Raw genomic sequence first — 23,065 nt, forward strand, 5'->3', positions numbered from 1 at the left:
TCTTTCGCTCCTACCCTTCACGCTTGCAAAAACGGCAGTCAAAAAGCCTCCGCAAGCGATTTGCCCGCTTACGGAGGCTTTCTGTAATTGTTTATCTCGGGCGATCCCGTTCAATTCAGTTCCAACGATAACCGCTAAATTCCCGCCCAGACGTCTTTGGCGTAACGCCCGTCCGTCTGCAAGTCGTCCAGCCACTTCCGGGCTTCATCCACGCTTACCTGACGGATATTCGCGTAAGCTTGCCGCAGCTGCTCTTCCACGTCCGGCGCCATCCGGCTTCCGTCTCCGCATACATACAGCCGCCCGCCTTGTTCGAGCAGGGCGATCAGCTCCGCCGCATTCTCTTTCATCAGGTGCTGCACGTACGTCTTCGGCGTTCCTTCCTCCCGCGAATACGCGGTGTGCAGCCTGACGATGCCTTCCCGCTCATAGCCTTCCAGCTCCTCGCGGTAAATGTAGTCGCTCTCGCACCGGCAGCCGAAGTACAGATGCGCCTCCCCCAGCTCCGTTCCTTCCCGCCGCATCGCGCTTCGCGCTTGCAGGAAGCCGCGGAACGGCGCCACGCCCGTGCCCGGGCCGACCATGATGACCGGCGTCTTCGGATCGTCCGGCAGCCCGAAGCCCGATTCCGGCGTCCGGACGAACATGACGATCGCATCGCCCTCCCGCCGCTCCGCCAGGTAGTTCGACGCCACGCCCCGGTACTCGCCGCGACCGCTCCACGCGGGGCCCTTCACGACCCCGACCGTGATGCTCGCCTCTTCCGGCTGCGCCTGCGGGGCGCTGGAGATCGAGTAGTACCGCGGCTTCAGCGGCGGCAGCAGCTCCAGGAAGCGCTCGAACCCCAGCTCGCACGCTTCGTACTTCTCCAGCAGATCGAGCATGGACACGCGCTTCGTCCACACCTGCTCGCGGTACGCGTCTTCCTCCAGCAGCGCTTCCAGCTCGCGCTTGTGAGGCGGACAAGCCGTGCAGCCCGCCAGCTCCCGCAGCTGGGCCCGGGTCGCCGCCTCCTGCAGGTCCACGCTGTGGCCCAGCAGATCGTCCAGGCTCACCGGGCGGTCCAGCGGCAGATGGGCGGCGCTCCGTCCGCTTCCGCTCAGGATGAGGTGATCGCTGCCCTGCAGCCCGAACCGGCGAAGAACGCGCGCCACGCTTTCGCGCGAGTTGCGCGGCAGGACGCCCAGGTGATCGCCGACCCGGTAGGTCACGCCTTCGGGCAGCTTCACCTCGATCCGGCGGGTGCTGCGCCCGCTTCCTTCGTGCTGAAGCTCCGTGTTGCCGGCGATGAGCGCGTGTACGGCGTCGTAGGATTCCGCCAGCGGCGTACCGGCGAAGCCGCTCACAAACTGCAGGCTGAGCGAGCTTTTCTCCTTCTCCGAAATCTCGGCGAGCTCCAGCCCCAGCGCCTTCATGACGTCCGGCCACAGCGCTTCGCGCCAGTCTTCCAGCTGCTTCTCGAAATCGCCGCTTGCGTCGCCTTCTCCTCGTCCGGCCAGACGCACCGCTCCCTTGGAAGCGAGCAGCTCGTCGGCCCGGCGCGGAACGTCCTGGTACGTGCTCGCCCAGTTATGATCGCCGCATCCGAACACGGCGAACCGCACGCCGGCGATTTCGCTCGGCTCCGCGCTTTCGAGCCAATCCATGAAGTCTTTGGCGTTGCTCGGCGGCTTGCCGTTGTAGGAGGCGGACACAATGAACACGGCGCCTTCCTTCGGCAGCTTGCCCGCGTAATCGTTCATGGATGCGATCTCCGGGCGGAAGCCCTGGTATTTCGCCGCATCGGCAAGCTCACGCGCAATGCCTTCGGCTGTACCGAGGTTCGAGCCGTACAGCACAAGCAGCGGCGTATTATGGGCATTCACGCTGAGCGGCGCGGCTTGTTCTTTGACCTGCTTGTCCTCCGCCGCGGATACCGCGGCACCCGGAATGGTGACGGCAGCTCCCTGATGGCGCGGTTCCACTTTCATCGTGAAGCCTTCGGGCTTCATCGTCAGCGTTTCTTTCACCTTCAAGACGTAATCCGTATGCTGCCGAATGTTAAAATGCTTCAAAACCATTCCGAGCACAAGTGTAGCCTCCTGCATGGCAAACTGCTGTCCGATGCAGGCGCGCTGGCCGTTGCCAAACGGCTTGTACGCATCGTAAGGAATTTTCCCCGGGTCTTCGAACCGCTCGGGAATGAACGATTCCACGTCATCCCCCCATACGGACTTGTCCCGGTGAAGCTTCGGAATGAGCACCGTCAGACTGTCCCCTTTTTGCAGCGGATATTTGTCGGCCAGCAGAGTGTCTTCTTTCGCGTACAACACGAAAGCGGGAGCCGTCGGCCACAGCCGCAGCGCTTCGTTCAGGATCATCCGGATGTAGTTAAGCTCGCGGACTTGTGCGTAAGTCGGCACGGGACCGGTCAGTACGCGGTCCACTTCTTCGTACGCCTTCCGGAGCTTGTCGGGATTTTTAAGGAGAAAATATAGGGCGAACGAGAGAAGTCCGCTTGTGGTCTCGTGGCCCGCGATCAGGAACGTAATGATCTGATAACGAATATTCTCGTCGTCCAGAGACTCGCCCGTTTCCGGGTCTTTGCCGTTCAGCATGTGGGACAGCAGGTCGTCGATTCCTTCCGTGCCTTGGGCCCTGCGTTCCGCAATCAGCTTGTCCACCAAGGCGAACATGGCCTGGATGTCATGGTTGAATTGTCTCTTCGTAATGACCATCAGCTTATCCTGGAGTCCGAGACGCTGGGTCTGATTCATCGCTTCGTGAAGCGCTCTTACCATGCTTGTAATAAAAGGATGCGGCTGCTCCCGGTAAAAGCTGTTAAACCGGTAGTTGAACCCGCATAATCCGATCGTATCCAGTGTCAGGCGCGTCATATCCTCCGGCACATCGATGATTTCGTCCGCGTTTAGCCGGGACCACTTCTGGATGAGCTGGACCGCAATGTCCACCATCATGTCGTGGTACCCCTTCATGGCGCGCTGGCTGAACGTCGGCAGCAGAATATGATGAGCCTTCTGCCAGTTCGGTTCATCCGTGTGGGCGGTAAACAGCCCGTCTCCCCCAAAGGCGCGCACATTCGAAAGAGCGGCTCCGATTTTCTTATCGAAACGGGATTCGTCGCACGCGTCCGCGACCAGCTCGTGGCTGGATATCAGCAGCTGCGTTCTGCCCGGCATCTCCAGCTTGAAGATGGGACCCAGCTCATCCGCCAGTTTCATCATGGATTGCAGCGGGCTTTCTTTATCAATTAACGGAAGATTGCCAAGCGGCCCGTAAGTTTTGGGCTGCGGAATTAAAGGTTCTGATTTAGCCAAGACACTCTCGCCCTCCTTGTTCATGCCATACTGGTACTTACACATCCTCTCTACTATTTGAAAAGAAAGGAACGGCTATCCATTTTTTACTCGCGCTCTGGCGGCTACCAGCGAAAAATTACCACTTACATGGATGCCTTATGTAATTATTTCCAGTGTAACGCCAAAAACCGCTCCCGCAAAATAGACAATTCCAGTGAATTGTCCAAAACTAAACACTTTACCGGGATTGTCTATTTATTCGCATCCGATTTTTCCGTTAACGAACTGTACTTAACCGTTCCTCTATTTTTAAAAAGATCACAATTCCTTTATACTGGAAAGTGGAGTGTGAAGAACCATATCGAGGTGACATCATGACCGATTCGCAAACGACCAAAAAAGCGCTGGCCGCATCGCTTAAAAAGCAGATGGAAACGAAACCTCTGGCGAAAATCAGTGTCCAGGATATTTCCTCCGGCAGCGGACTGAACAGACAGACCTTTTATTATCATTTTAAAGACAAATACGACCTGGTTCACTGGATTTACTATTCGGAAGCGGTTGAAAGCATCGCCGATTACCGAGATTACGGGCATTGGAGCGACATGGCCGTACAAATCCTGCACTATTTGATGAAAAATCGCTTATTCTATGTCAATGCGCTCAATACTCCGGGGCAAAACGCGTTTGACGGCTATTTGTTCGAGGCTACCCAGGATATGATCAAACGTGTAGTGGACGATGCTTCCGGCGGCCTTGACGTATCGGATGCGGATAAATGTTTTATTGCGGAATTTTACACCTTCGCGTTCGTAGGCATCGTCGTCAAATGGGTCAAGACGGGCATGAAGGAACTCCCCGAGACGATGATGAAACGGATCAGCGATCTGGTAGACGGTACGCTGACCCGCGCGCTCAGCCGTCACACCGGAATGCAGACGCAGCCGGTTGAAGCCGCGCCTTAACGCCAAAAAAACGCCACCCCTTCTCTCTGCAGGGTGGCGTTTTTTTGTGATGTTAACCGGCATCATGTGACGATTATGCCGAGCATCGGGAGGTTGGGTGCGCTAAGGCTGCTGCGGGGAAACCTTGACCGCCCTAAGTTAGTCGGAGCTGTCCGCCACCGCTGCTGCACCTTGGCTCTCAAGGGGAGACTCCGGATGCCGCAGCATCAACGGAAGCAGCAGCAGCGCGCCGAGGAAGAAAAGGATTCCGCTTCCGGCATAGACCGCTTGGAGCGAGAATGCCGCCTTCATAACGCCCGCGGCCGACATGCCGATTACCATGAATCCCATTAACATGGGCGTAAGCACGCCGCCGACACGGCCGATAAAAGCCGCTTCCGTATTTTTCATCATCATGGTGTTGATTCCGATCATAATACAAGGATAAAACAGTCCCGTCAGCACCTCGAAGCCGATCGTAAGCGGAACGCTCGTGGATAAGCCGATTCCTATCGTTCCGACGGTGCTGGCGATAAGCCCGGCCGCAAGCAGCGATTGCGGCCGCATTTTTTTCGAAAGAGCCATAACGAAACCGCCGCCTACCAGCATAGCCGTTCCGTTCGCCGCCAGAAGCCACTGCAGAAACAGTTTATCCTGCCCGAGGTTTTCGATGGCGATAAACAGCGCCAAAGGCTGGATAATCCCTACCGCCAAGCCCGAAACGGCGAACGTTCCCCCAAGCGTCTTCAGCGCGCGGCTGTTCCAGACGTAGCGGAGTCCGTCCTTCAATTCCTGCTTGAAGTTGCTTTCGGCTTTGGACGGATTCTCCTTATCGGCAGGAAGCGATGTAAGAACGGCGGCGGAAGCGATGAAACATACCCCCATGACCGCTATCGAGATTTCCAGACCGTAATGTTGGTAAACGTATGTTCCGAGAATCGGGCCGAATACCATAAAGATGGCCATCAACGTCTGGAACATCGCCATCACGCCTTGCAGCTGTTCTTCCGGCACATGCTGTTTGAAAAGTTTTAACGCGGACGGCTGGGAGAATTGCGACAAGATCGCCGACACCAGCGTCGCGAAAAACAGCGCCTGCCACGAACCGTACATCACGACGAGCAGGACGGCGAATACGGACAACGCCGAGAGAAGCTCGCAAACGATCATCGTCCGCTTCGGTTTCCACCGATCCGCGAACGTTCCGCCGATAATCGCGAAAAGAAAAATCGGAGCAAATTCAGCGACTGAGATTAACGACACAGACTTGGGATTGTTGTTCGTTATATCCGTCACATACAGCAGAATGGCAAAGTTTCTTACCCAGACGCCAAGCTGCAGCAGAACGTTGGATAAAATAATCGTTCTGACAAAAGCATTTTTAAACACGACTACGAGCCCCTTCCTGTGATTTCCCGCCGAGTTTTTCATCCTCAAAGGAAACCTCTTTAACAAACGATATCTCGATTTGTTTATTCATTACTCAAACATAATATAATAACGTTTGGTTATTGGTCAACAATTATTTGTTTCGTCTACAAAAAATCAGATCCGTTCGTTTCGATGATGATAGGTAAGCTTTTGATTTGATCTCCAGCTTTTCCCCCACCCCAAACCGATCGGGCACCTTTCGACACACTCGGCTTTCCATCGACGGAGCTAGGATTTTTATATCCCAGAGTCACTCCCAAACTGTCCTTTGAAACGAGTCACCAGACTGACCTAACAAACCACACCGTTACCTCTCCCTATTAGATGGGGTTCTATTTGAAAAATCTATAACCGATAGAACCGATCCAGATTGCAAGCAATATCCATATCATAATGAACAATGCCCCAGTCACCCAATTCTTGGGTTTACCTTTCTTCCGGATCTCTTCTGCTTTTTCCCTACAATCCTGTATTACTTCTTGCGGAATTAGCTTCAGAGCAAGTGTAATACCTAACGGGACGATTATCAGGTCATCAAGATACCCAAGAAATCGGTATAAAGTCAGGGATAAGGTCTATTGGGCTGAAGGCGTAGGCTGCCACGCAGAGCGCAATCAGCTTCGCATACCAAGGTACCCGAGGATGTTTGTACGCAAGATACAGAACGAATATATTGCGCTTGATCTCTCTCGCCTTAGCTTTTACTCTATCGATCATTTTTTCCTGTCCCATACTTCCCCCCGACGTGAATGAAAGTCATGACTAAATCATAACCGATCCACATGAGGGTTGGATAGAATTCTTAGTGCAGCAGGTTTTCAGTCAGATGCTGTTTCATGGACACTGAGAACTTCTTAAATAGGCCCGTCAGAACCGAATTTGATCGTACGATACTTGATGACTGACTTGGCCAGCAGTTGGCGCATGCGGGGCGCACGTTTTGACCCTCTACCCTTCCTTTCGCTTTTCTGTGTGTTTCAGCTTTTCAGGCATTGTTCCCATCTCAACTCCTTTCGGAGTAATCCGCTGATCGAATTGCAGGACATCGTTATGCGAAAAATAAACATAATCCACTCCCGGCTCATCCTTAAAAACAACGACTGTATAGAAGGAAGGAAGTTTCATCCCCCAAACCCCTTTGACCGATGCCAGTTCCTCTTCTTTATAGCTTTTTTCATGAATCAGATAGCTCTTTACCCGTTCTGCATACACGATTTTATTTCCCTGAACATAGACAAACGGAGCCAGTAAAACGATCAGAACGATTGACAGCGCAATAATCTTTCCACGGCTTATGTTCCGCACGTTTGCGACTCACTTTCAATGTGCCTCGACAAATCCGCGTACGCCTCTTTGAGCCATGGATGAACGACTCTGAGCGTGTCTTTCCGGCTCCATAAGTAGCGGATATAGGCAAAAGCCGCATGGTCAATCGAAAGCGCAAGGCCTCTATTCAGCTCTTCAAGATACGGGGGCGTGCCTATCTGATCCCAAGCTACTTTGTCAGCCGTAAAAAGCAGCTTATCCATCTGCGATGCCTGCTTTTTGAGCGTGGTGTGGCATTCAACCGCACTCAAGATCTCAGGGTCCTCCACTCCGAATAGATCCCGTGCTATCGCTTTCGACAGCTTCTGGTGAATGATCATCGGAAAGCTTTCTTCCTCCGGAAGCACCTCGATCCCAAGCTGAACCGACACGGAAATACGCGCATCGTTGGGAAATACGGCGCTGATGTCATGTAAATAGCCCGACCGCGCCGCTGTTTCCGGGTCCGCCCCGTAGCGGACGGCCAATTCGCGGGCCTGTTCGCCCACTTTCATGCAATGCTCCGCGGTTTCGCGGTGTCCGTTTTCAGTGAGAAAAGCATACACATCTTTTTTCAAATCGCCTGACAGTTCCGGTCGGACCAGATGCTCGTAAACGTTCATTTTCATCACTTCCCAACTGTTTTATAAGGGTCACTCTGTAAGTATAAAAGGATATTCCAAGGAATTCCAAATAAACCTTTCCTAAAACTAAAAAAGTCCGCCGCACGCTTCCGTAAGAAACGCACAACGGGCTGTATTCTGCAGCCGCTATTGGAGAGGCGGTCGTAGCTTTTTTAGTAGAGGGCCGCGTTGCACATAAGGAAAAGAACTCGGAAGCACGCAAAGAAAAAGCCAGCCGGCAATCCGGCTGACCTTCGGTATCCTTATCGCGCTCATTACCCTGCCTATGCAGGCAGAGTATGCAGCGTTTTACGGGGAATTAAGCCCAATTCCCTTTGCGGAAAATCGGTTCGATCGTCCCGTCGGCCAGCTCGCCGTCAATGTCCATTTCCGCCGAGCCGATCATGAAGTCCACGTGGGTAATACTGTCGTTGAGGCCCGCTTTCGTCAGTTCCTCCACCGACATTTTCGTTCCCTCCGGGATGCTGAAGCCGAAGGCTTTCCCCAGAGCAAGGTGATTTGACGCGTTCTCATCGAACAGCGTGTTAAAGAAGATGATGTTGCTCGCGGAAATAGGAGATTCATGAGGCACAAGCGCAACCTCGCCCAGATGGCGGGCTCCTTCGTCCAGTTCGAGAAGTCCTTTTAACGCTTCATAGCCTTTCTCCGCCTGAAAATCCACGACACGGCCGTTTTCAAACGTAAGCGTGAAATTCTCGATCAGATTCCCCTGATAGCTCAGCGGCTTCGTACTGCGTACAACTCCGTTCGTGCCGTCCTTAAGCGGCGAAACGAACACTTCCTCCGTCGGAACGTTCGGATTGTACGCATCCCCCTTCTCGTTCGCCGTCGAGCCGCCGGACCAGATGTGCCGCTCCGGCAGCGTTATGCTCAGCTCCGTGCCCGGCGCCCGGTAGTGAAGCTTCCGGTACTGTTTGGCGTTCAGCTCCTCCACTTTAGTACGGAGCGTCGCATTGTGCCGCTCCCAGACCTGAACGGGATTGTCCTGATCCACGCGGGTAGCTTTGAAAATCTGCTCCCACAGGGCGGCCACGGCTTCATCTTCCGGCAGATCCGGGAATACTTTACTGGCCCACCCTGTGGACGGAGCTGCGAGAATCGACCACGTCAACTTGTGAGAGGTCATGTATTCTCTCCATTTGGCAAGCGCTTTTCCCGCAGCCTTGGAATAAGCCGAGATACGTTCAGGCTTCACTCCTTGAAGAAGTTCCGGGTTGCCCGAATCAATAAGCAGATAGGCGCCGCCCGTTTCGGCCAGCTCTTCCACCGCCTGCGCTCTCCATGCCGGATAGGTATCGAACGAATCGTCGGGAGCAAGCGTGTATCTCAGCTTCGTAATAACATCGTCCATCCATTCGATGTGCACCGATTTCGCTCCCGCCTCGTAAGCCTTTTGCGCGATAAAACGGGTTAAAGGGGCCTGCTGAATGGAAGCATTCACCCATAAGGACTGACCGGGCTGTATGTTCAAACCGACTTTCACCGCTAACTCGGCGTATTTCTCCAGGTTTTTTTCGAATTGATTCGCCATATTCATTCTCCTTTGTTGATAAATTCAATGCTCGGACTGCTCGTTATGTAGGTTCCTCTTAACTTGTTCGACTTTCGAAGCCGTATTCCTTGTGGCACAGCCGCAAAATGCTCCGACGCCGGATCAATCGTTTTCTTTCCGGCGTTTCCGGAAGCGCCTGACTTTCATCAGGTTGCCGCACATCTTATCGTCACACCACCGGGCCGTCCGGCTTCTGCTCTCGTCGAAGAAAATCCAACGGCAGTCTTCATTGGCGCAGATTTTGAGCCGCCGCACGTCTTCTTCCGCCAGCAGCCGCGCATATGCGACGGCCACCCGGCCCATGACCGCGGTCCAGCCCCTATCGCCCGTCGTGCTCTCCAGCCGCCAGCCCCCTTCTTCCCTCGTCAGCACCGGACGGGAAGGTACTTCGGCCATCGCTTCGTTCAGCCTGGCGATGTCTCCATGATCAGGCTCCCTGCCGGAGCTTGCGCATTCCGTGATCGCGCGCATGGCCTTCCGGAGCTCCCCGAGGGCGGTGCGTTCGCGGGGCTGTGGAGGAATCTGGGCCTGCAGCTCCCACTTCTCGAGAAAAGCTTCCAGCCAGCCCGGCCGGTCCAGCCTGTCCTCGCTCCGCCCCGTTCCCCGCCAGTCGTACCACTGGCTGTTCATAAACTCTAAAGCCAAATTTTCCAAAGCAACCTCCGGATAAAGATTGAGTCCTTTTCCAATTCATGCTAAAATTTAAGATGTAACTACCATAAACGATTTAGATGGTTACAATAAATCTGTGCGAATTGTCCGCACATCGGGCAGGCTTATCGCACAACCTATCCACTCATCATGACATCGTCTTTCTAATTTTACACCATTCTTAATTTAGGAGGAAATCGAATGAACGGATTGGATCTTCTTAAACGCGGCTGGGAACACGCTTACGGTACGGAAGACTGGTATGCCCCTCTGAAGGATGCCGTCAGCGGGATAAGCGCGGAGCAGGCTTCCTGGCGGCCGCCGGGTGAAGCGGGCAATACCATCTGGGAGACAGTCAACCATCTGGTCTACTACAAGCAGCGGCTGCTGGAGCATCTGCAGGGCGAAGAACCGGACAACTGGGCTCAAAACAACGACGTCACGTTCAAAACGCCCGATACGCACGGTTCCGAAGAAGCTTGGCAGCGGACACTCGGGGAGCTCGACGCCGTTCATACCCGCATCGGAAGCCTTCTGGGCACCAAATCCGATTCGGACATGGACGCTGTATATCGCGATTCCCCGATCGGTTTCCGCATCAGCAGCATCATCCAGCACGATGCTTTTCATACCGGCGAGATCGTGCTGATCCGTAAGCTGCAAGGTTCCTGGCCGGCGACTCGCCACTACGAATAAAGGCACGGGCCCGTTTAACCGGCAAAAAAAGCCGTCTGAACCTCTTCCTATACAGAAGAAGTTCAGACGGCTTTTTTTATCATGACCGGAACGGTACATCTTGCCGACCCCGATTGGAGATCATTTCTATCACGCGATGCTTCTCAAATCCGCTCTCTTACTTGTGCCAAAGCATCCCGCTTTATTTCTTCCGATTCTCTCAGCAGAAGCGTTCCTTTGTCCCTATACACGTTCCGGCTGTCACCTGACATGGTATTTAAGTTGATTTCCACCGTGATCCAGGCGGATTGTACCGCGGCTTCCAGCATCAGGACGGCAATTCCCAGATCGGAGACCACATTCTTGTTGACTGCCGGGGCGAGTTCCGCCAACCGCCGCATGACCGCGAGGCACGCCTCCATCAGTTCCAGCGGCACAGCCGCCGCATAAGCGGAGGCTTCCCGGATGGCGAGACTCCGGGCTTCTTTCTCGGCGGGAGTAGAAGCCGGCAGCTTCAGCGCCTTCATGAACCCGTTGAATGAAGCCATATCTTTTTCCTGTAAGGATTCGAACTCCACGATGGCCTGCCGAAAAAGATCCGCATTCTCAAGCATCGCGGCCTCTTTATCATGGAACTTGGCCCCCGTCGTCAACTGGGCCGTCATCGAGCCCATGGATGCCCCGAGGGCTGCTGCCAGAGCCGCAATACTTCCTCCTCCGGGCACCGGTGACTCCGAAGAAGCCTCGAACAGAAATTCGCGAATGGACTGATCGTACACCCTCATTTAAGCCCTCCCTCCCCGATCTGCATTCCGACCGCTTTTAACAAATTTTCAAACAAGATCAGCGTCGTTAACGTCCCCACGCCTCCCGGCACCGGCGTCATCGCCTTTACCCGCTGCAGAGCATCCGGACTCACATCCCCCGTTAATCCCGTGTCCGTTTCGTTGATGCCCGCATCGACAATAACCAGATCCGGGTGCACCATGTCCGCGGTAATCATCCCCGCCCTTCCGGCCGCTGTAATGAGGATGTCCGCACCGGCAATATGACGCGCGAGATTCTCCGTGTGCGAATGGCATACCGTTAGGGTCGCATGCTCCCGCAGCAGCATAGGCATCAACGGCCTGCCGACGGTTTCGCCCCGTCCGACGAGCACCACATGCCGCCCTTTCAGCTCGAATCCGAATTCCTTTAAGATGCGGATACAAGACTGGGGCGTTGCCGGGTACAACCCTCTTGTGCCGAGGAAACAGGCAAGTTTGCTGCCGGGCGTAATCCCGTCCACATCTTTGTCGGGACGGATAAGCCCGGAGGCTTCGGACGGGTTCAAATGCCGGGGCAGCGGAAGCTCCAGCATGATTCCGTGCACGCTTTTGTCCTCGTTCAGCTCTCCGAGATGTCCGAGCAATTCCGACTGCGTAATGCCCGGTTCGAATTCCGTCAGACGGTAGCGGATGCCGAGTTTATGAGCCGTCTTTTCCTTGGCTCTGGCGTAATATTCGGAAGCCGGGTCCCCTTTTATGAGCACAACCGCCAGGGAAGGCTCTATCCCCCGCTTTTTCCACGCGTCCGTTTCTATTCGGATCGAGTCTCTTAACCGACCGGCAATATCTGCCGTTTTCATTGACATTCCCATGTGTTCCGCCCCCCGATTTATTGGTTTCCCGCAAAAAGAAAACAAAAAAAGTATCCGCAGACCGCGGTTTCCCGTTATCTGCAAATACTTTCGCCCAGGCGTACGGCTATATTTCCCGTGTGCTCCCCCGTGGTTCCCCACGTTCCGCCAGTCACACACTCTTCCAGTGGCCTCAGTTTAGCACAGCGGGCGTTCTGCGGTAAAGTGCCGGAGAAGCATTTTTTTTCAAGACCGTTCGGTATACCGCCTCATTTATAAAGTTTGAACATTTCCCGGTTTTCTGCTACCGCGTTCTTTCACCATCGTTCTCGTGATAAGCAGCATGGAGACGACAATGAGCGCAGCGGGGATGTAAAAGATAGACGGCGTGATGCCTTCTATAAGAAGCGGCAGGAAATAGCCGACCAGGGAAGCCAATTGGGAAATCACGACATACAGGCTGGCTCCGAACCCGGTTTTATGCAAAAACATCCGCTGGACGTAGCCCATTGCCACCCCAAGCAGCACGGCCACGTAAAACGAATACAGCGGCTGCATAGCGAAAAAGAACGGCAAATAATCGACATTGGCGTACACCAGATAGACGATCAGGGCGAACAGGCCTGCGAATAAAATGACCGGCTTGAACCCGTATTTCAGCGCCCAATAGCCCGCAACCGTCATAAACAACAGTTCGAACACCGCCTGCGCGCTCCATATGTAAGACATCAGCTCCGGATTGCCGAACTTCTCGTTCACGACAAGGGGGAGATACAGTCCCCGAATCGCATCGGCGCACGACAGCATAAGGAGCGCGGCCAGCATAGCCAGCGAGAAAGGCTCGCCGCTCTTCTTAACGACCGCTTTGGAAGGCGCTTCCACCGTTTCCCGGTAAAACAGGAGAAGGACGAAGAGCGCCGTGTATCCCCCAAGATTGCCCCAGAGTACTCCGTAAAAGGTGAACCATAAGTAAATGTTCGCTCCCAGCAGCAGTCCCGTAAAAAAACCGACGCTGAAAGACGCGCGCAGCCAGAGCTGCGAAATCTCCACGATGTCGGGCGCAAGCTTCGAGAAATGGTTCCGCGCCATGGCGAACATCTGACCCATAATCATTCCGGACGGGGCCGATGCGATTGACATGCCCACCAGCGCGGACACGTACCCGTCGGCTCTCATATAGATCAGCAGCCCGGCCGCACACACCACAGCAGCCGCCATGGGGATGATTTTCTTCCGCGGAATTTTATCGCTCAGAATGCCCACGCTAATCGTGAAAATCATATTGAGCACAAGTGATAGGGCAAAAATCGACGCGATCTCGCCTTTCCCGAGTCCGATCCCTTCTTTTAAGTAAATGGCGTTCATGGGCGCCAAAATCCCGACGCCGATTCCGTACAAAATCATCGCCAGGACCAAAACCCATGCTTTTTTTACGGAAATAAACAATTTAATGTCTGCCGCAACACTCATAACCGGCTCACTCCCTTCCTCTTCCGCATTCGTATACTTCTAATTCGTTTCTTTCGACAATTTCCCTTTTAATTCTAACTTATTTTCCAATTTATGATTTTCGCAAAAAAATATCCAAATTTTCGGGATATTGTGGAGGAGATGTTTTACTATTTAAACCATTTTATGTCTATAAATAGTTCTAAAGACCTACTTCCATTGCTTCTACCTTATACTATAATATGGATATGAGGAGGTGAATTGATTCATTTAGACATAAATTGACAGGAGGTAGATGCTAAACTTTTTGACAGGCAGGAATTAAAGCTCATTTGCTGCTCTCGGTAGATAGCCATTCACTGCTTACGATGCCGAATCCTGACCTATCCACCAGAATCACTCTGGTTTGTGTCATTATGATTTTTTACGATTCGCAGCAGTATAGTTCTAAATTCCCTGTATTCCAATTCAATTAAATCGGAGGTATTAAACTAATGTCCCAATCCATTTCATGGAACCGCTCTCTTTTCAAAGTTTCTCCTTTTCTCGTAGCATTTGCTGCGCTCGTAATCGGTGCCATCTGCTCGCTCGTTTTCGCTGAAAGCGCTTCCGCTCATGGTTACATCACAGGTCCGGCAAGCCGCGCAGCCCTCTGTAATCAAGGCATTAACAAAAACTGCGGAGCCATCGTGTACGAGCCGCAAAGCCTTGAAGCACCTGGCAGCTACCCTGCAGGTGGTCCTGCTGACGGTCAAATCGCCGGCGCTGGCGCCGCTTTCCCTGAACTGAACGCTCAAACTGCAGACCGCTGGTCCAAAGTGAACATCAACAGCGGAAGCAACACGTTCACTTGGAAGCTGACTGCCGCACACGCAACGAGAGAATGGAAATACTACATCACGAAAACTGGCTGGAATCCTAACGCAGCTCTGAAACGTTCGGATTTCGAACTGTTCTGCTCCTTCAACGACGGCGGTAAAAAACCGAACCCTTCCACTTCCCACACTTGTGACGTTCCTGCCCGCAGCGGTTACAACGTAATCCTGGCTGTTTGGGAAATCGCCGATACGCCTAACGCTTTCTACAACGTAATCGACGTTAACGTAAACGGTGGCGGAACTGGTACACCTACAGACAATCAAGCTCCTACTGTTCCTGCTGGCGTGACTGCTTCCGGCGTAACAGCTAACTCCGTAACTCTGAACTGGAGCGCTTCTTCCGACAATGTCGGCGTAACGGGTTACGATGTATACCAAGGTTCCACTCTTGTAGGAACTTCCACGACAACCAGCTTCACGGTAACAGGCCTGGCGGCTGACACTAGCTACACGTTCACAGTTAAAGCGAAAGACGCAGCAGGCAACACTTCCGCTGCAAGCTCCGCTGTAACGGCTAAAACAGCTGCCGGCGGTGATGGCGGCACGACTGCACCTGCTTGGAGCGCATCCTCCGTTTACACAGGAGGCAACCGCGTTACTTACAACGGTGTCGTATACGAAGCCAAATGGTGGACTCAAGGCGAAACTCCTGGGAAAGCCGACGTTTGGAAAACCGTTTAATTCACTTAACAAGCAGGACCATCCGAAGCTCGTCTTCGGATGGTCTTTTTTATTTGGACATGAGGACTCTGTCTCACAGCACCGCTCTCTTTTTAGTGTATTGCGCGAAAAAATGTTTAGCATCGGGCTGAACGGGTAATTTTCTGTAGAGCAAGCAACCTTACGTTTGAGGAGGTAAACGAAAATGGGTAAAAAAATGATGTTTACTGCAATTGGTCTAGGAGCTGCTTACTTACTCCGCAATAAAGACGCCCGCCAGAAATTGAAGGATCAATTCCAGAGCTTTACGGGTTCCGCCAAAACTCAACAGACCCTGCAATAATCCATAGGAAATTAAAAACTCCTCCGAACCCTTGTAATGGGTATGGAGGAGTTTTTTGCTGCTTTATATAATCCGGGAAATAATTCCTGGATTACACAAGATAAGGAGGGCCTGTTTACAATCCTTATCTCCCTCCTCGATTGAGCTATCCGGTTTGCCGGAGAGTCAAAGTTCCTGTAAAATAAATTTAAACGTAACGATTACGGTTTTTCTGGCATGGCCGTTTCCTGACAAGCATATAGTGAGAACATATCTTTACTCAAGAAAGGAACTTAAACCGTGACAATACCTGTATTCGTCCTTAGCGGTTTTTTGGGCAGCGGTAAAACGACCCTTCTGCTCCGTATGCTCGAAGAATCGAAGAAGCTTGGTCTGCGCCCCGGGATATTGATGAACGAACTGGGCAAAGCGGATGTCGACGGCTTGATTCTTGAAGGGCACAGCTCCGCTTCGATTGAAAAACTGCTGGACGGCTGTGTCTGCTGCAGCAAGAAAAGCGAGCTTACCGGCAGCTTGCAGGCTCTGCTTGTCCGCAAACCGGATATTTTGTTCATTGAGCTGACCGGTGTGGCCAACCCGGAAGAAATTGCCGATGTGCTTACGGAACCCGGTCTGCTGGGCCGTGTTGCCCTTAAACAGGTCATCACCGTGCTCGATGCCGAAAACTTCATGGATTACAACAGTCTGTTTGCATCGGACAAACAGCTCGTACGGACACTTAGGAGGCAGGTAGAAGTCGCCGACCTTATTCTGGTTAATAAAACGGATTATGTGCACCGCATTCGGCTGCACCAGATCGAGAAGGCCATACGCAAGCTGAACGGGCACGCCATGCTCGTCTATACGACCCATTGCCGCGTCGAGCTTAAGCCGATCCTGGAGGGAGTCCAGCCCGTACAGAAGGGCCCCCTGACGGTCCGGCCGATCCGGATGACGAAGATCACGACTCATCCGAAGGAGCCCAGCACAGCCGGAACCGGACGCGGCATGCATCCCGCAGATTCGCCGGAACCAGCGGAAACCGCGCCTTCCCACTCCCGCGTCCGCACCGTCACTCTCCCGTGGAATCAGGCTGCGGGGCTGACCAAAGCGGATGTGGACGCCTTCCTCCAGCGGTGGAAGGACGGTCTGATCCGCGCCAAAGGTTATGTGACGTTCGCGGAATCCAGTCACATGCATTTGCTTCAGTACGCAGGAAAGCGGAGTTATTGGGAGCCTTCCTTTTATCAGGGAGAACCGTATCTCGTGTTTATCGGAATCGACCTGGATACGGACCGGCTGAGCGAGGAATGGCAACGTCTTCAGGATACACCGCAGCCGCAGTCCCTTGAACCCGAATCCGGCCGCCGCCGGAAGTAGCTTCAGGCACGGAATGGATCGGAGATGCCTTCAATACGGCATAACCCGTACGAGTTTTTTGCTCCCTCCTCCCTGTTCTGTTGATGGTATCTACGATTAAGTGCCTGCTACATCCGGCTCTTGCACCGCAAACAAAACCGCTTTCCGTCGGAAAGCGGTTTTGTTGTGGCCGCAGCCTTTATTTTCCGAGATCGGCAAAATCACCGGCATACGGATATACGTAAGGGGACGAAGGCTCCTTGATTGTCTGGATAACGGCCCCCTCCAGCTTCATCACATCTTTACCTTCGTACACGGACTTGCGGATCGTGCCTTTCACCGTCACCCATGTATCCTTGAGATACGAATCCGCACCCGGAGCTTCAACGATAACGCCGTACGGAGACGCATCGGCAGAGCAGCACTGCATCGTCAGTCTTGCGACGACGAACTGGTTTTTGGGCATGTCGTCCTCCCGGTAAACGAAGCCGCTGATTTCCATCTGTTTCCCCGCAAAATTCCCGGCGAACAGATCCACGGCCGTCAGCCTTTCCATAAAACCCTTCTCCCCGATAAGAATGGTTTTATTTTGGTAAAGCCGCATGGCCAGCTTCGCGTAATCTTCCGTAAACCGGCTGCCTTTGAACATCTCCTTGAGCCTGGCTTCTTCTGTATCTTCCTTGCCCCGGCTCGCTTCCTCCTCTGAAGATTGCTGCTTCTCGGGCGAATCGTCCCGGGTACCTGCATTCCTCTGCGTCTGGAGGTTGGAGGCATTCAGTTGTATCCCTTTGACTTGAACGATATCGCTCCCCGTTACCCGGTCGGGCAGCAGAAAGCCCAGCAGCAGCGGTAAAAGGAACAAGGAATAAGCCGCACCGTGCGAAAGCTTCGATTTCCTTACACCGGGCTCGCATCCGCAGTCGGATTCATTGCCTGCAGCGGGCTGCAGAGCCAGATAAACCTGGATCACGGCCAGTACGAACAGGGCGATCGCCGAAGCTTTGACGTACGGTACCAGGTGGGGCGCCAAATAATGCGACATGCCGCCCGTTTTGACCAGATAAACGATATAGAACGAAAACCCGCATAGAATCGCCGCCCTCATAAAAGAATGGAAGGCGTAAACGCGCCTGTCTTCCACCCGGTTCACCTCCCCCAATTCAAAGCGTTAGTTGAAAAACAGGTGTTCGACAATGACGGAACCTGCAAACACGGTCATCGTGATTAGAACGGCCAGCAGCAGGACAAACTTCGTTTTGAAGACGGACAGGAGCATCAGCGTGCTTTTAAAATCGAGCATGGGCCCAAAAACGAGGAAGGTGAGCAGCGAACCTTTGGAAAACGTTTGGAGAAAGGAAGAAGCGACGAATGCGTCCGAGGTGGAACAGAGCGACAATATGTAGGCAAAACCCATCATAAACAGATGCGGAAGCACCTCCCCCTCCCCCAGCGCCGACAAATCCCCTCTGGGCACAAACGCCTGAATAACGGCCGTAACGAGAGAGCCGAGAATGAGATATTTCCCCATATCGAAAAATTCCCCGCCCGCGTGACCCATCATCGTAACGAATTTGCCGCCGCCCTGCACGTGCGCGCAATCTTGTCCGTTCTCGGCATACAGCGAATCCAGTCTGTGTTTCAGCGGATTTTGGTTAATGAACGCGTACACGAACAAGCCGATAAACGCGCTAACTCCAAGGGCCAGTCCCATCCGGGCATACACCATTTCGGGATTCATCCGGAACGCCGTGTATGTGGCCGCATAGACGACCGGGTTCACGATGGGACCCGCCAGAATGACGATTACGCCTATGTACAGCGGCATTCCCTTGTTGATCAGCCGCCGGACGACCGGGATCATGCCGCATTCGCAAATCGGAAACAGGATGCCCAGCAGGCAGGCATATACGAATCCGAGCAAAGGATTCCGGGGGATCGCTTTGCGGATCCAGGTTTCCGGGATGTAGACCTGCATGAACGAGGAAAGCAGCACACCGAGCATAATAAAAGGAACCGCTTCGAGCACGATGCCGATAAACATCGTCTTGAACAGGCGGAGAACCGAAGGGTCCGGCAGCCCCGCATTCCCTGTCCGTACGGCTTGCCAAGCCAGTACAGCCAGGAAACTTCCCGCTGCGATATAAATCAGATGTCTTTTTCTCATCCCTCTGCTTGCTCCGCTGAAATGCACGTTCTCCCCTCCTGTGTATGACAGTATCCTTATTTTAATCGTAATTATTACGTTTTTCAACAAAAAAGACTTCTCCCTTAAACCCGTTCCTCTTCTTCATCCCTATGCGAGTTTGACTGAATCTATGACAAGCTCCTTCCCTTGTCCCTTTCGTAAAGCCATAAAAAATCCCGGCACGCGAAAACGCGTTACCGGGAAAACACTTCAACGGCTCTGATTTAAACCCCCACGACCTGTTTCACTTCCGTGGGCAGGTCCGCAGGTTCCAGCCGTTTTTCCGGCTTCCAATAAAGGAGAGCCGCTTTGAAATTGTGCGGGTAAATCAGCTTGCCGTCTTCTTCTCGCACATAAGCGTACAAGAGCTCCACAGCCTTCTTGCGGTCATACTCCTTGTCCAAAACCGCGCTCAGGTTGTCCTTCAGCAGCTCTTCCTCCGTATCGTAGGCATACGTTTTGTGCAGATTGACAATTTTACAGTTCGCGTCGATTCCCAGTTCATACAGCAGATTCTGCAAATGGATGTAATCTCTGCGTTGAAATTTGATCCGGCAGCCGAGCTGCTCCTGGATGTCCTTGTAGTGCGGTCTTTCGGGACCGCTTACCATCCCCGCGATTCCGAGACGCTTCGCCGTGTTGTTGATATGCAGCAGCGCCCGGTCGATCTCCTGCATCCGGTAGTAACAATTGACGCCGAATACCACGTCGGCCCGCTTCACCTCGGGAAGCTCTTCCCATTTGGCATGCACGAAGTTTACATGATTCCAGCCCTTCCGCTCCGCTGAGGCTTTCAGGAAAGCAAGCACGCTTTCGGAGCTGTCGACGCAGGTGAGGGAACCCGCTTTCTCGGCCGCTTCGAACGTATAATTTCCCCAGCCGGGACCGATTTCCAGCACATCTTCGCCGGGATCGATAAGAGTGATCAGCTCCTTACGCAGGTTGGCGACCCAGGAATCCACCCCGGCTTGTTCTTTCTTTTTCATAAAAGTGTTCCAGAACCCTTCTTCCTTGACGTCATCGGTCATCCGTACCGGAAGATTTCCGTCCCAGTCCTTCATCCCCTCCTGCCAGAGGGTTTTGTAATTCGTATTTAGTTTGACTCCGTAATACATCGTGTTCCTCCCCATACGGTTTGAAGATACTTGTACATCATTCTTTCGTTCAAAATGCGGCGGACTTCATTTTACCCGTAAAGCCGGAGGATTCAACCGATCCGAAACAAATAAAAACATCCCGCCGAAGGCAGGATGTTTGGGTTCATCGCATGAATACGCCGGGGTTAGGACCCGACGATTAGGGAGAACATTCGCATCAACGCCATCCTATATCCGCGTAGGAATGAAGTTACCGGTAAACAGGCAGGTCTCCTGACTCGGGAACCCTATGCGCGCCTTCCCGGATTCACCAGTGACGTGATGCGCTTCGGCCGGGGCTTCGCCCCTTTTCCCCTTACAGTGGCGGGACCGTATCGGAATTGCACCGAACTTCCCTTTTAATCCGTTCCCTCTCCTCAGAGAAAGAACCGGAACCCGTTCAATAAAGAATGTTTGAACTTTCATTGTCTAAAGAAAAGCATACATGCCAAACAACTTCACGATTAATAGTAGTCCAAATCCGGCGTTTTGGCAAATGACCGAAGCATGCGGTCAAGCAGGTGTACCGGTAAGCCTGGCTCGCCTTACTTCGGACTATTAAGTCGACCCGTGACGGTTATGACTCCGCTGTTCCCCTTCAATAATCAGGTTGATTTGATCAATAAAATCTTTTGCCAGTTCAAGCTGTTTATAGGCAAATTCCAAATCTCCGCTGCCTGAAAGCGCGAAATCCAAGTTACCTAAAGTGGACATCAGTATGCGTGCGGTAACAGCAAATCCAAAAGCTTGCTTATCGGCCTGATTATTTATCCCACTCCAGATATATTGAAAGGTCGGCTCCTGAATTCCATTGAATAAGGCAAGATTGCCTACATAGGAAGCCAAATCCCAGTATGCGGGCATCAAGGATAAATCTTCAAAGTCCGACCAGACCCAGCCTTCGGGACTCGGTATTAAGTTTCTTGAATGAGCATCTCCATGAGACGGTATTAGCAAGCTTGTTTCGAGGCGCATCTGTCTATCAATCGCGAAGAGCAGACTTAGCAAATTTTGTATACGCTGATCCGGATGTTTCATTAATCTAAAAGCCGATTGACATGTCCGTTCCCAAACACCAAGCATAGGAATCTCGTCGGAAAAATCTTTCAATGCCAGTGAAAGTCTATTCACCAGTTCAACTGCTTCGCTTGGCGAAGGGCGTTGCAGTTCTGTAGGGGGAACATACTGCCAAAACGTCACCCATGTGCCGCCGATATCGTATGGTCCTGCATCCGTACGGTCAGTTGGCAATCGGACCGGCACTCCCTTTGAATGGAGATGACGTGCGGCTCTTAATTCACGAACCAGTACCTTGTAAGCGTAATCCGCATTATTTTTTGAAAGCACAGCGGCTATTCGGGCCACAATCGGATACGGGGCCAAATGAACGATCAGGTTCCCGCCATTACCAAGCTCGAGAGGAGTAATGTCCTTTAATCCGGCTTTTTCTGCGATTAAAACCGTTTTTGAAATAAGGCTGCTATTATTCGGCATTCCGAGGGCTCCTTAGTTCTTAGTTAAATATAAAATGATCTTAGCATCGTTGTCGTGTCCCTCATAGGTATTAAATATTTAACAATCAACTATTCCCATTCACACTTCCGTTAACGCGAACTTCCGTTTGGAGGTACTGACAACTTACTAATCTCCGCCCCTTCACATAGGCTGTTATAAACCCCACGAAATGGAGTCTGAGATGATGAGCCTGCCGAAAGTCCCCCAGCATCTCGCCTGGCACGAAACTTTGGAGCTTCACGAGCTTGTGAGCCTTCAGACCGGACAACTGATCGCTTGTAAACAAAAATTACCCACGCTTGCGGACGAAGGGCTTCAAACGCTCTTCAGAGCGGCGATACAAACCTTGGAGCAGAATCTGAACGAGCTGCTGGCGTATTACCCCGAAGCGCCTGCCGCCTCCAGGAATAAAAATGCGGAGCTGCCCGTCCTGGAAGCGGGACAGCTTCTCGCTTTTGCCAAAACCGCCGTACGCAGCTACGCCTGCGCCCTCACGGAAACCGCGACTCCCCGTCTCCGGGCAACCTTTGTGAAACATCTGTTGAGAGCGGTCGAATTTCACGCCAAAGTGTTCAACCGGATGTATGCAGACGGTGCGTACCCCGCTTATGACCTGAAGGAACTGCTGGAAAACGACGCGGCCAACGCCCGGGCCGCCCTCTCCCTCGAATAACGGCAAAAAACCGCCAAGGAACGGCACGACTGCCTGCCCCTTGGCGGTTTTTCGTTGTGCGGGAACGGCTTCCGCCCCGCACACTCTTTTATTGAAACCGGTATGTCCATAACCGCTCGTAGCCGAAGCGTTCCTGCACCTCTTTGTCGTTCGCGGATTTGCCGCCGAGCTGTCCGTTGAGCTGGAACTGGGAGCTGTGTGCAAGGATCGAGCCCAGCTTCTGCCCCAGATACGGCCTGACATCGTTCACGACATCCGCTTTGCCGAGCACATCCTCGCACCCTTTGGAAAAAGCGATGCAGTGAACGACCGGTCTCTCTTCCACGGGGATTCGCTGGACCGTATCAATCACGGCCGCGCCCGTTGCGTCATGATCCGGATGCACACTGTAGCCCGGGTAGAACGTAATGACAAGCGAAGGATTCAGCTCGTCGATAAGTCCGCGGATTTTGCCGACGAGCAGTTCGCGGTCTTCGAATTCAATCGTTTTATCGTGAAAGCCCAGCATGCGCAAATCCTGAATTCCGATTGACCGACACGATTCCTCAAGCTCGGCTTTGCGGATTTCAGGCAGTGTCACGCGGTTGGCCGCAAGGGGATTGCCCATGTTGCGTCCCATCTCTCCCAGTGTCAAGCATGCGTAAGTCACCGGGGTTCCCTGTCGTATATGGCCGGCAAGCGTACCGGATATGCCGAACGCTTCGTCATCGGGATGCGGCAGGACGACCAGTATGTGTCGTTCCATCTCCATCTACCTTCTCTCTTTGTA

General features: G+C 53.0%; 20 protein-coding genes, 1 pseudogene and 2 riboswitches. Of the genes and pseudogenes, 6 read left to right on the top strand and 15 right to left on the bottom strand.

Going from position 1 to position 23,065, the window contains the following annotated elements; translation table 11 throughout:
• Nucleotides 1–134: 134 nt before the first annotated feature.
• Entirely contained in the window at nucleotides 135–3,341 is a 3,207-nt protein-coding gene (locus PCH01S_RS04375) for a bifunctional cytochrome P450/NADPH--P450 reductase (protein WP_042227102.1), read from the bottom strand.
• Between the two features lie 332 nt (nucleotides 3,342–3,673).
• On the opposite strand from PCH01S_RS04375, the gene dhaS reads away from it, so the two are divergent.
• The gene (dhaS, locus tag PCH01S_RS04380; RefSeq protein ID WP_042227103.1) at nucleotides 3,674–4,264 is read left to right on the top strand and encodes a dihydroxyacetone kinase transcriptional activator DhaS; all 591 of its coding nucleotides are present in this window, start codon (nucleotides 3,674–3,676) and stop codon (nucleotides 4,262–4,264) included.
• Between the two features lie 138 nt (nucleotides 4,265–4,402).
• Here dhaS and PCH01S_RS04385 read toward each other — a convergent pair whose 3' ends face one another.
• From PCH01S_RS04385 to PCH01S_RS04410, 6 genes and pseudogenes are all read right to left on the bottom strand, one after another.
• Nucleotides 4,403–5,632, bottom strand: coding sequence for an MFS transporter (locus tag PCH01S_RS04385; protein WP_042227464.1), 1,230 nt, complete (start codon nucleotides 5,630–5,632; stop codon nucleotides 4,403–4,405).
• 374 nt (nucleotides 5,633–6,006) lie between these two features.
• Nucleotides 6,007–6,391: pseudogene (locus PCH01S_RS04390) on the bottom strand (YkvA family protein).
• Nucleotides 6,392–6,622: 231 nt separating this feature from the next.
• Nucleotides 6,623–6,979, bottom strand: a complete 357-nt coding sequence (locus PCH01S_RS04395) for a DUF3139 domain-containing protein (protein ID WP_042227104.1) — start codon at nucleotides 6,977–6,979, stop codon at nucleotides 6,623–6,625.
• Nucleotides 6,967–7,602 (bottom strand): bis(5'-nucleosyl)-tetraphosphatase (symmetrical) YqeK, encoded by a 636-nt coding sequence (gene yqeK / locus PCH01S_RS04400; RefSeq protein ID WP_042227105.1) that lies wholly within the window; start codon nucleotides 7,600–7,602, stop codon nucleotides 6,967–6,969. Before yqeK ends, PCH01S_RS04395 begins: the two co-directional genes overlap by 13 nt.
• Nucleotides 7,603–7,921: 319 nt before the next feature.
• The gene (locus tag PCH01S_RS04405) at nucleotides 7,922–9,154 is read right to left on the bottom strand and encodes an aminopeptidase (protein WP_042227106.1); all 1,233 of its coding nucleotides are present in this window, start codon (nucleotides 9,152–9,154) and stop codon (nucleotides 7,922–7,924) included.
• A 123-nt stretch (nucleotides 9,155–9,277) separates the two neighbouring features.
• Nucleotides 9,278–9,829, bottom strand: coding sequence for a CGNR zinc finger domain-containing protein (locus PCH01S_RS04410; protein WP_042227107.1), 552 nt, complete (start codon nucleotides 9,827–9,829; stop codon nucleotides 9,278–9,280).
• Between the two features lie 198 nt (nucleotides 9,830–10,027).
• Between PCH01S_RS04410 and PCH01S_RS04415 the strand changes: the two genes are divergently transcribed.
• The gene (locus PCH01S_RS04415; RefSeq protein WP_042227108.1) at nucleotides 10,028–10,522 is read left to right on the top strand and encodes a DinB family protein; all 495 of its coding nucleotides are present in this window, start codon (nucleotides 10,028–10,030) and stop codon (nucleotides 10,520–10,522) included.
• Nucleotides 10,523–10,665: 143 nt separating this feature from the next.
• On the opposite strand, the gene PCH01S_RS04420 is transcribed toward PCH01S_RS04415, so the two are convergent.
• The 3 genes from PCH01S_RS04420 to PCH01S_RS04430 all read right to left on the bottom strand — a co-directional run bounded on the left by PCH01S_RS04420 (nucleotide 10,666) and on the right by PCH01S_RS04430 (nucleotide 13,589).
• A complete protein-coding gene (locus tag PCH01S_RS04420) occupies nucleotides 10,666–11,286 on the bottom strand; it encodes a cyclodeaminase/cyclohydrolase family protein (protein WP_042227109.1) in 621 nt (206 codons plus the stop codon).
• The gene (locus tag PCH01S_RS04425) at nucleotides 11,283–12,140 is read right to left on the bottom strand and encodes a bifunctional 5,10-methylenetetrahydrofolate dehydrogenase/5,10-methenyltetrahydrofolate cyclohydrolase (protein ID WP_042227110.1); all 858 of its coding nucleotides are present in this window, start codon (nucleotides 12,138–12,140) and stop codon (nucleotides 11,283–11,285) included. Before PCH01S_RS04425 ends, PCH01S_RS04420 begins: the two co-directional genes overlap by 4 nt.
• Nucleotides 12,141–12,225: 85 nt before the next feature.
• Nucleotides 12,226–12,305: riboswitch (ZMP/ZTP riboswitch) on the bottom strand.
• An 87-nt stretch (nucleotides 12,306–12,392) separates the two neighbouring features.
• On the bottom strand, nucleotides 12,393–13,589 hold the full coding sequence (locus PCH01S_RS04430; protein WP_042227111.1) for an MFS transporter: 1,197 nt from the start codon (nucleotides 13,587–13,589) through the stop codon (nucleotides 12,393–12,395).
• Nucleotides 13,590–14,062: 473 nt separating this feature from the next.
• Between PCH01S_RS04430 and PCH01S_RS04435 the strand changes: the two genes are divergently transcribed.
• The 3 genes from PCH01S_RS04435 (at nucleotide 14,063) to PCH01S_RS04440 (ending at nucleotide 16,808) form a co-directional block, all read left to right on the top strand.
• Nucleotides 14,063–15,127: a lytic polysaccharide monooxygenase gene (locus PCH01S_RS04435; protein WP_042227112.1), complete on the top strand. Its 1,065-nt coding sequence runs from the start codon at nucleotides 14,063–14,065 to the stop codon at nucleotides 15,125–15,127.
• A gap of 184 nt (nucleotides 15,128–15,311) precedes the next feature.
• Nucleotides 15,312–15,449: a hypothetical protein gene (locus tag PCH01S_RS30775; protein ID WP_164977143.1), complete on the top strand. Its 138-nt coding sequence runs from the start codon at nucleotides 15,312–15,314 to the stop codon at nucleotides 15,447–15,449.
• Between the two features lie 279 nt (nucleotides 15,450–15,728).
• Nucleotides 15,729–16,808 (top strand): CobW family GTP-binding protein, encoded by a 1,080-nt coding sequence (locus tag PCH01S_RS04440; RefSeq protein ID WP_042227113.1) that lies wholly within the window; start codon nucleotides 15,729–15,731, stop codon nucleotides 16,806–16,808.
• A 178-nt stretch (nucleotides 16,809–16,986) separates the two neighbouring features.
• Here PCH01S_RS04440 and PCH01S_RS04445 read toward each other — a convergent pair whose 3' ends face one another.
• From PCH01S_RS04445 to PCH01S_RS04460, 4 genes are all read right to left on the bottom strand, one after another.
• Nucleotides 16,987–17,928, bottom strand: coding sequence for a TIGR03943 family putative permease subunit (locus PCH01S_RS04445; RefSeq protein WP_042227114.1), 942 nt, complete (start codon nucleotides 17,926–17,928; stop codon nucleotides 16,987–16,989).
• A gap of 27 nt (nucleotides 17,929–17,955) precedes the next feature.
• Complete coding sequence (locus PCH01S_RS04450; protein ID WP_042227115.1) at nucleotides 17,956–18,978, bottom strand: permease; 1,023 nt, start codon at nucleotides 18,976–18,978, stop codon at nucleotides 17,956–17,958.
• A 218-nt stretch (nucleotides 18,979–19,196) separates the two neighbouring features.
• Nucleotides 19,197–20,087, bottom strand: coding sequence for a class I SAM-dependent methyltransferase (locus PCH01S_RS04455; protein WP_042227116.1), 891 nt, complete (start codon nucleotides 20,085–20,087; stop codon nucleotides 19,197–19,199).
• Nucleotides 20,088–20,315: 228 nt separating this feature from the next.
• Nucleotides 20,316–20,523, bottom strand: a riboswitch (cobalamin riboswitch).
• Nucleotides 20,524–20,666: 143 nt separating this feature from the next.
• A complete protein-coding gene (locus PCH01S_RS04460; protein ID WP_042227117.1) occupies nucleotides 20,667–21,602 on the bottom strand; it encodes a phosphotransferase in 936 nt (311 codons plus the stop codon).
• A gap of 205 nt (nucleotides 21,603–21,807) precedes the next feature.
• Here PCH01S_RS04460 and PCH01S_RS04465 point away from each other — a divergent pair, with 205 nt between their 5' ends.
• A complete protein-coding gene (locus tag PCH01S_RS04465) occupies nucleotides 21,808–22,296 on the top strand; it encodes a spore coat protein (RefSeq protein ID WP_042227118.1) in 489 nt (162 codons plus the stop codon).
• An 88-nt stretch (nucleotides 22,297–22,384) separates the two neighbouring features.
• Here the strand turns inward: PCH01S_RS04465 and bshB2 are convergent, their stop codons facing one another.
• On the bottom strand, nucleotides 22,385–23,041 hold the full coding sequence (gene bshB2 / locus PCH01S_RS04470; RefSeq protein ID WP_042227466.1) for a bacillithiol biosynthesis deacetylase BshB2: 657 nt from the start codon (nucleotides 23,039–23,041) through the stop codon (nucleotides 22,385–22,387).
• Between the last annotated feature and the right edge of the window lie 24 nt (nucleotides 23,042–23,065).

Origin of the sequence: Paenibacillus chitinolyticus NBRC 15660 (genome assembly GCF_000739915.1) — a bacterium.
GTDB classification, from domain to species: Bacteria; Bacillota; Bacilli; order Paenibacillales; family NBRC-103111; genus Paenibacillus_F; species Paenibacillus_F chitinolyticus.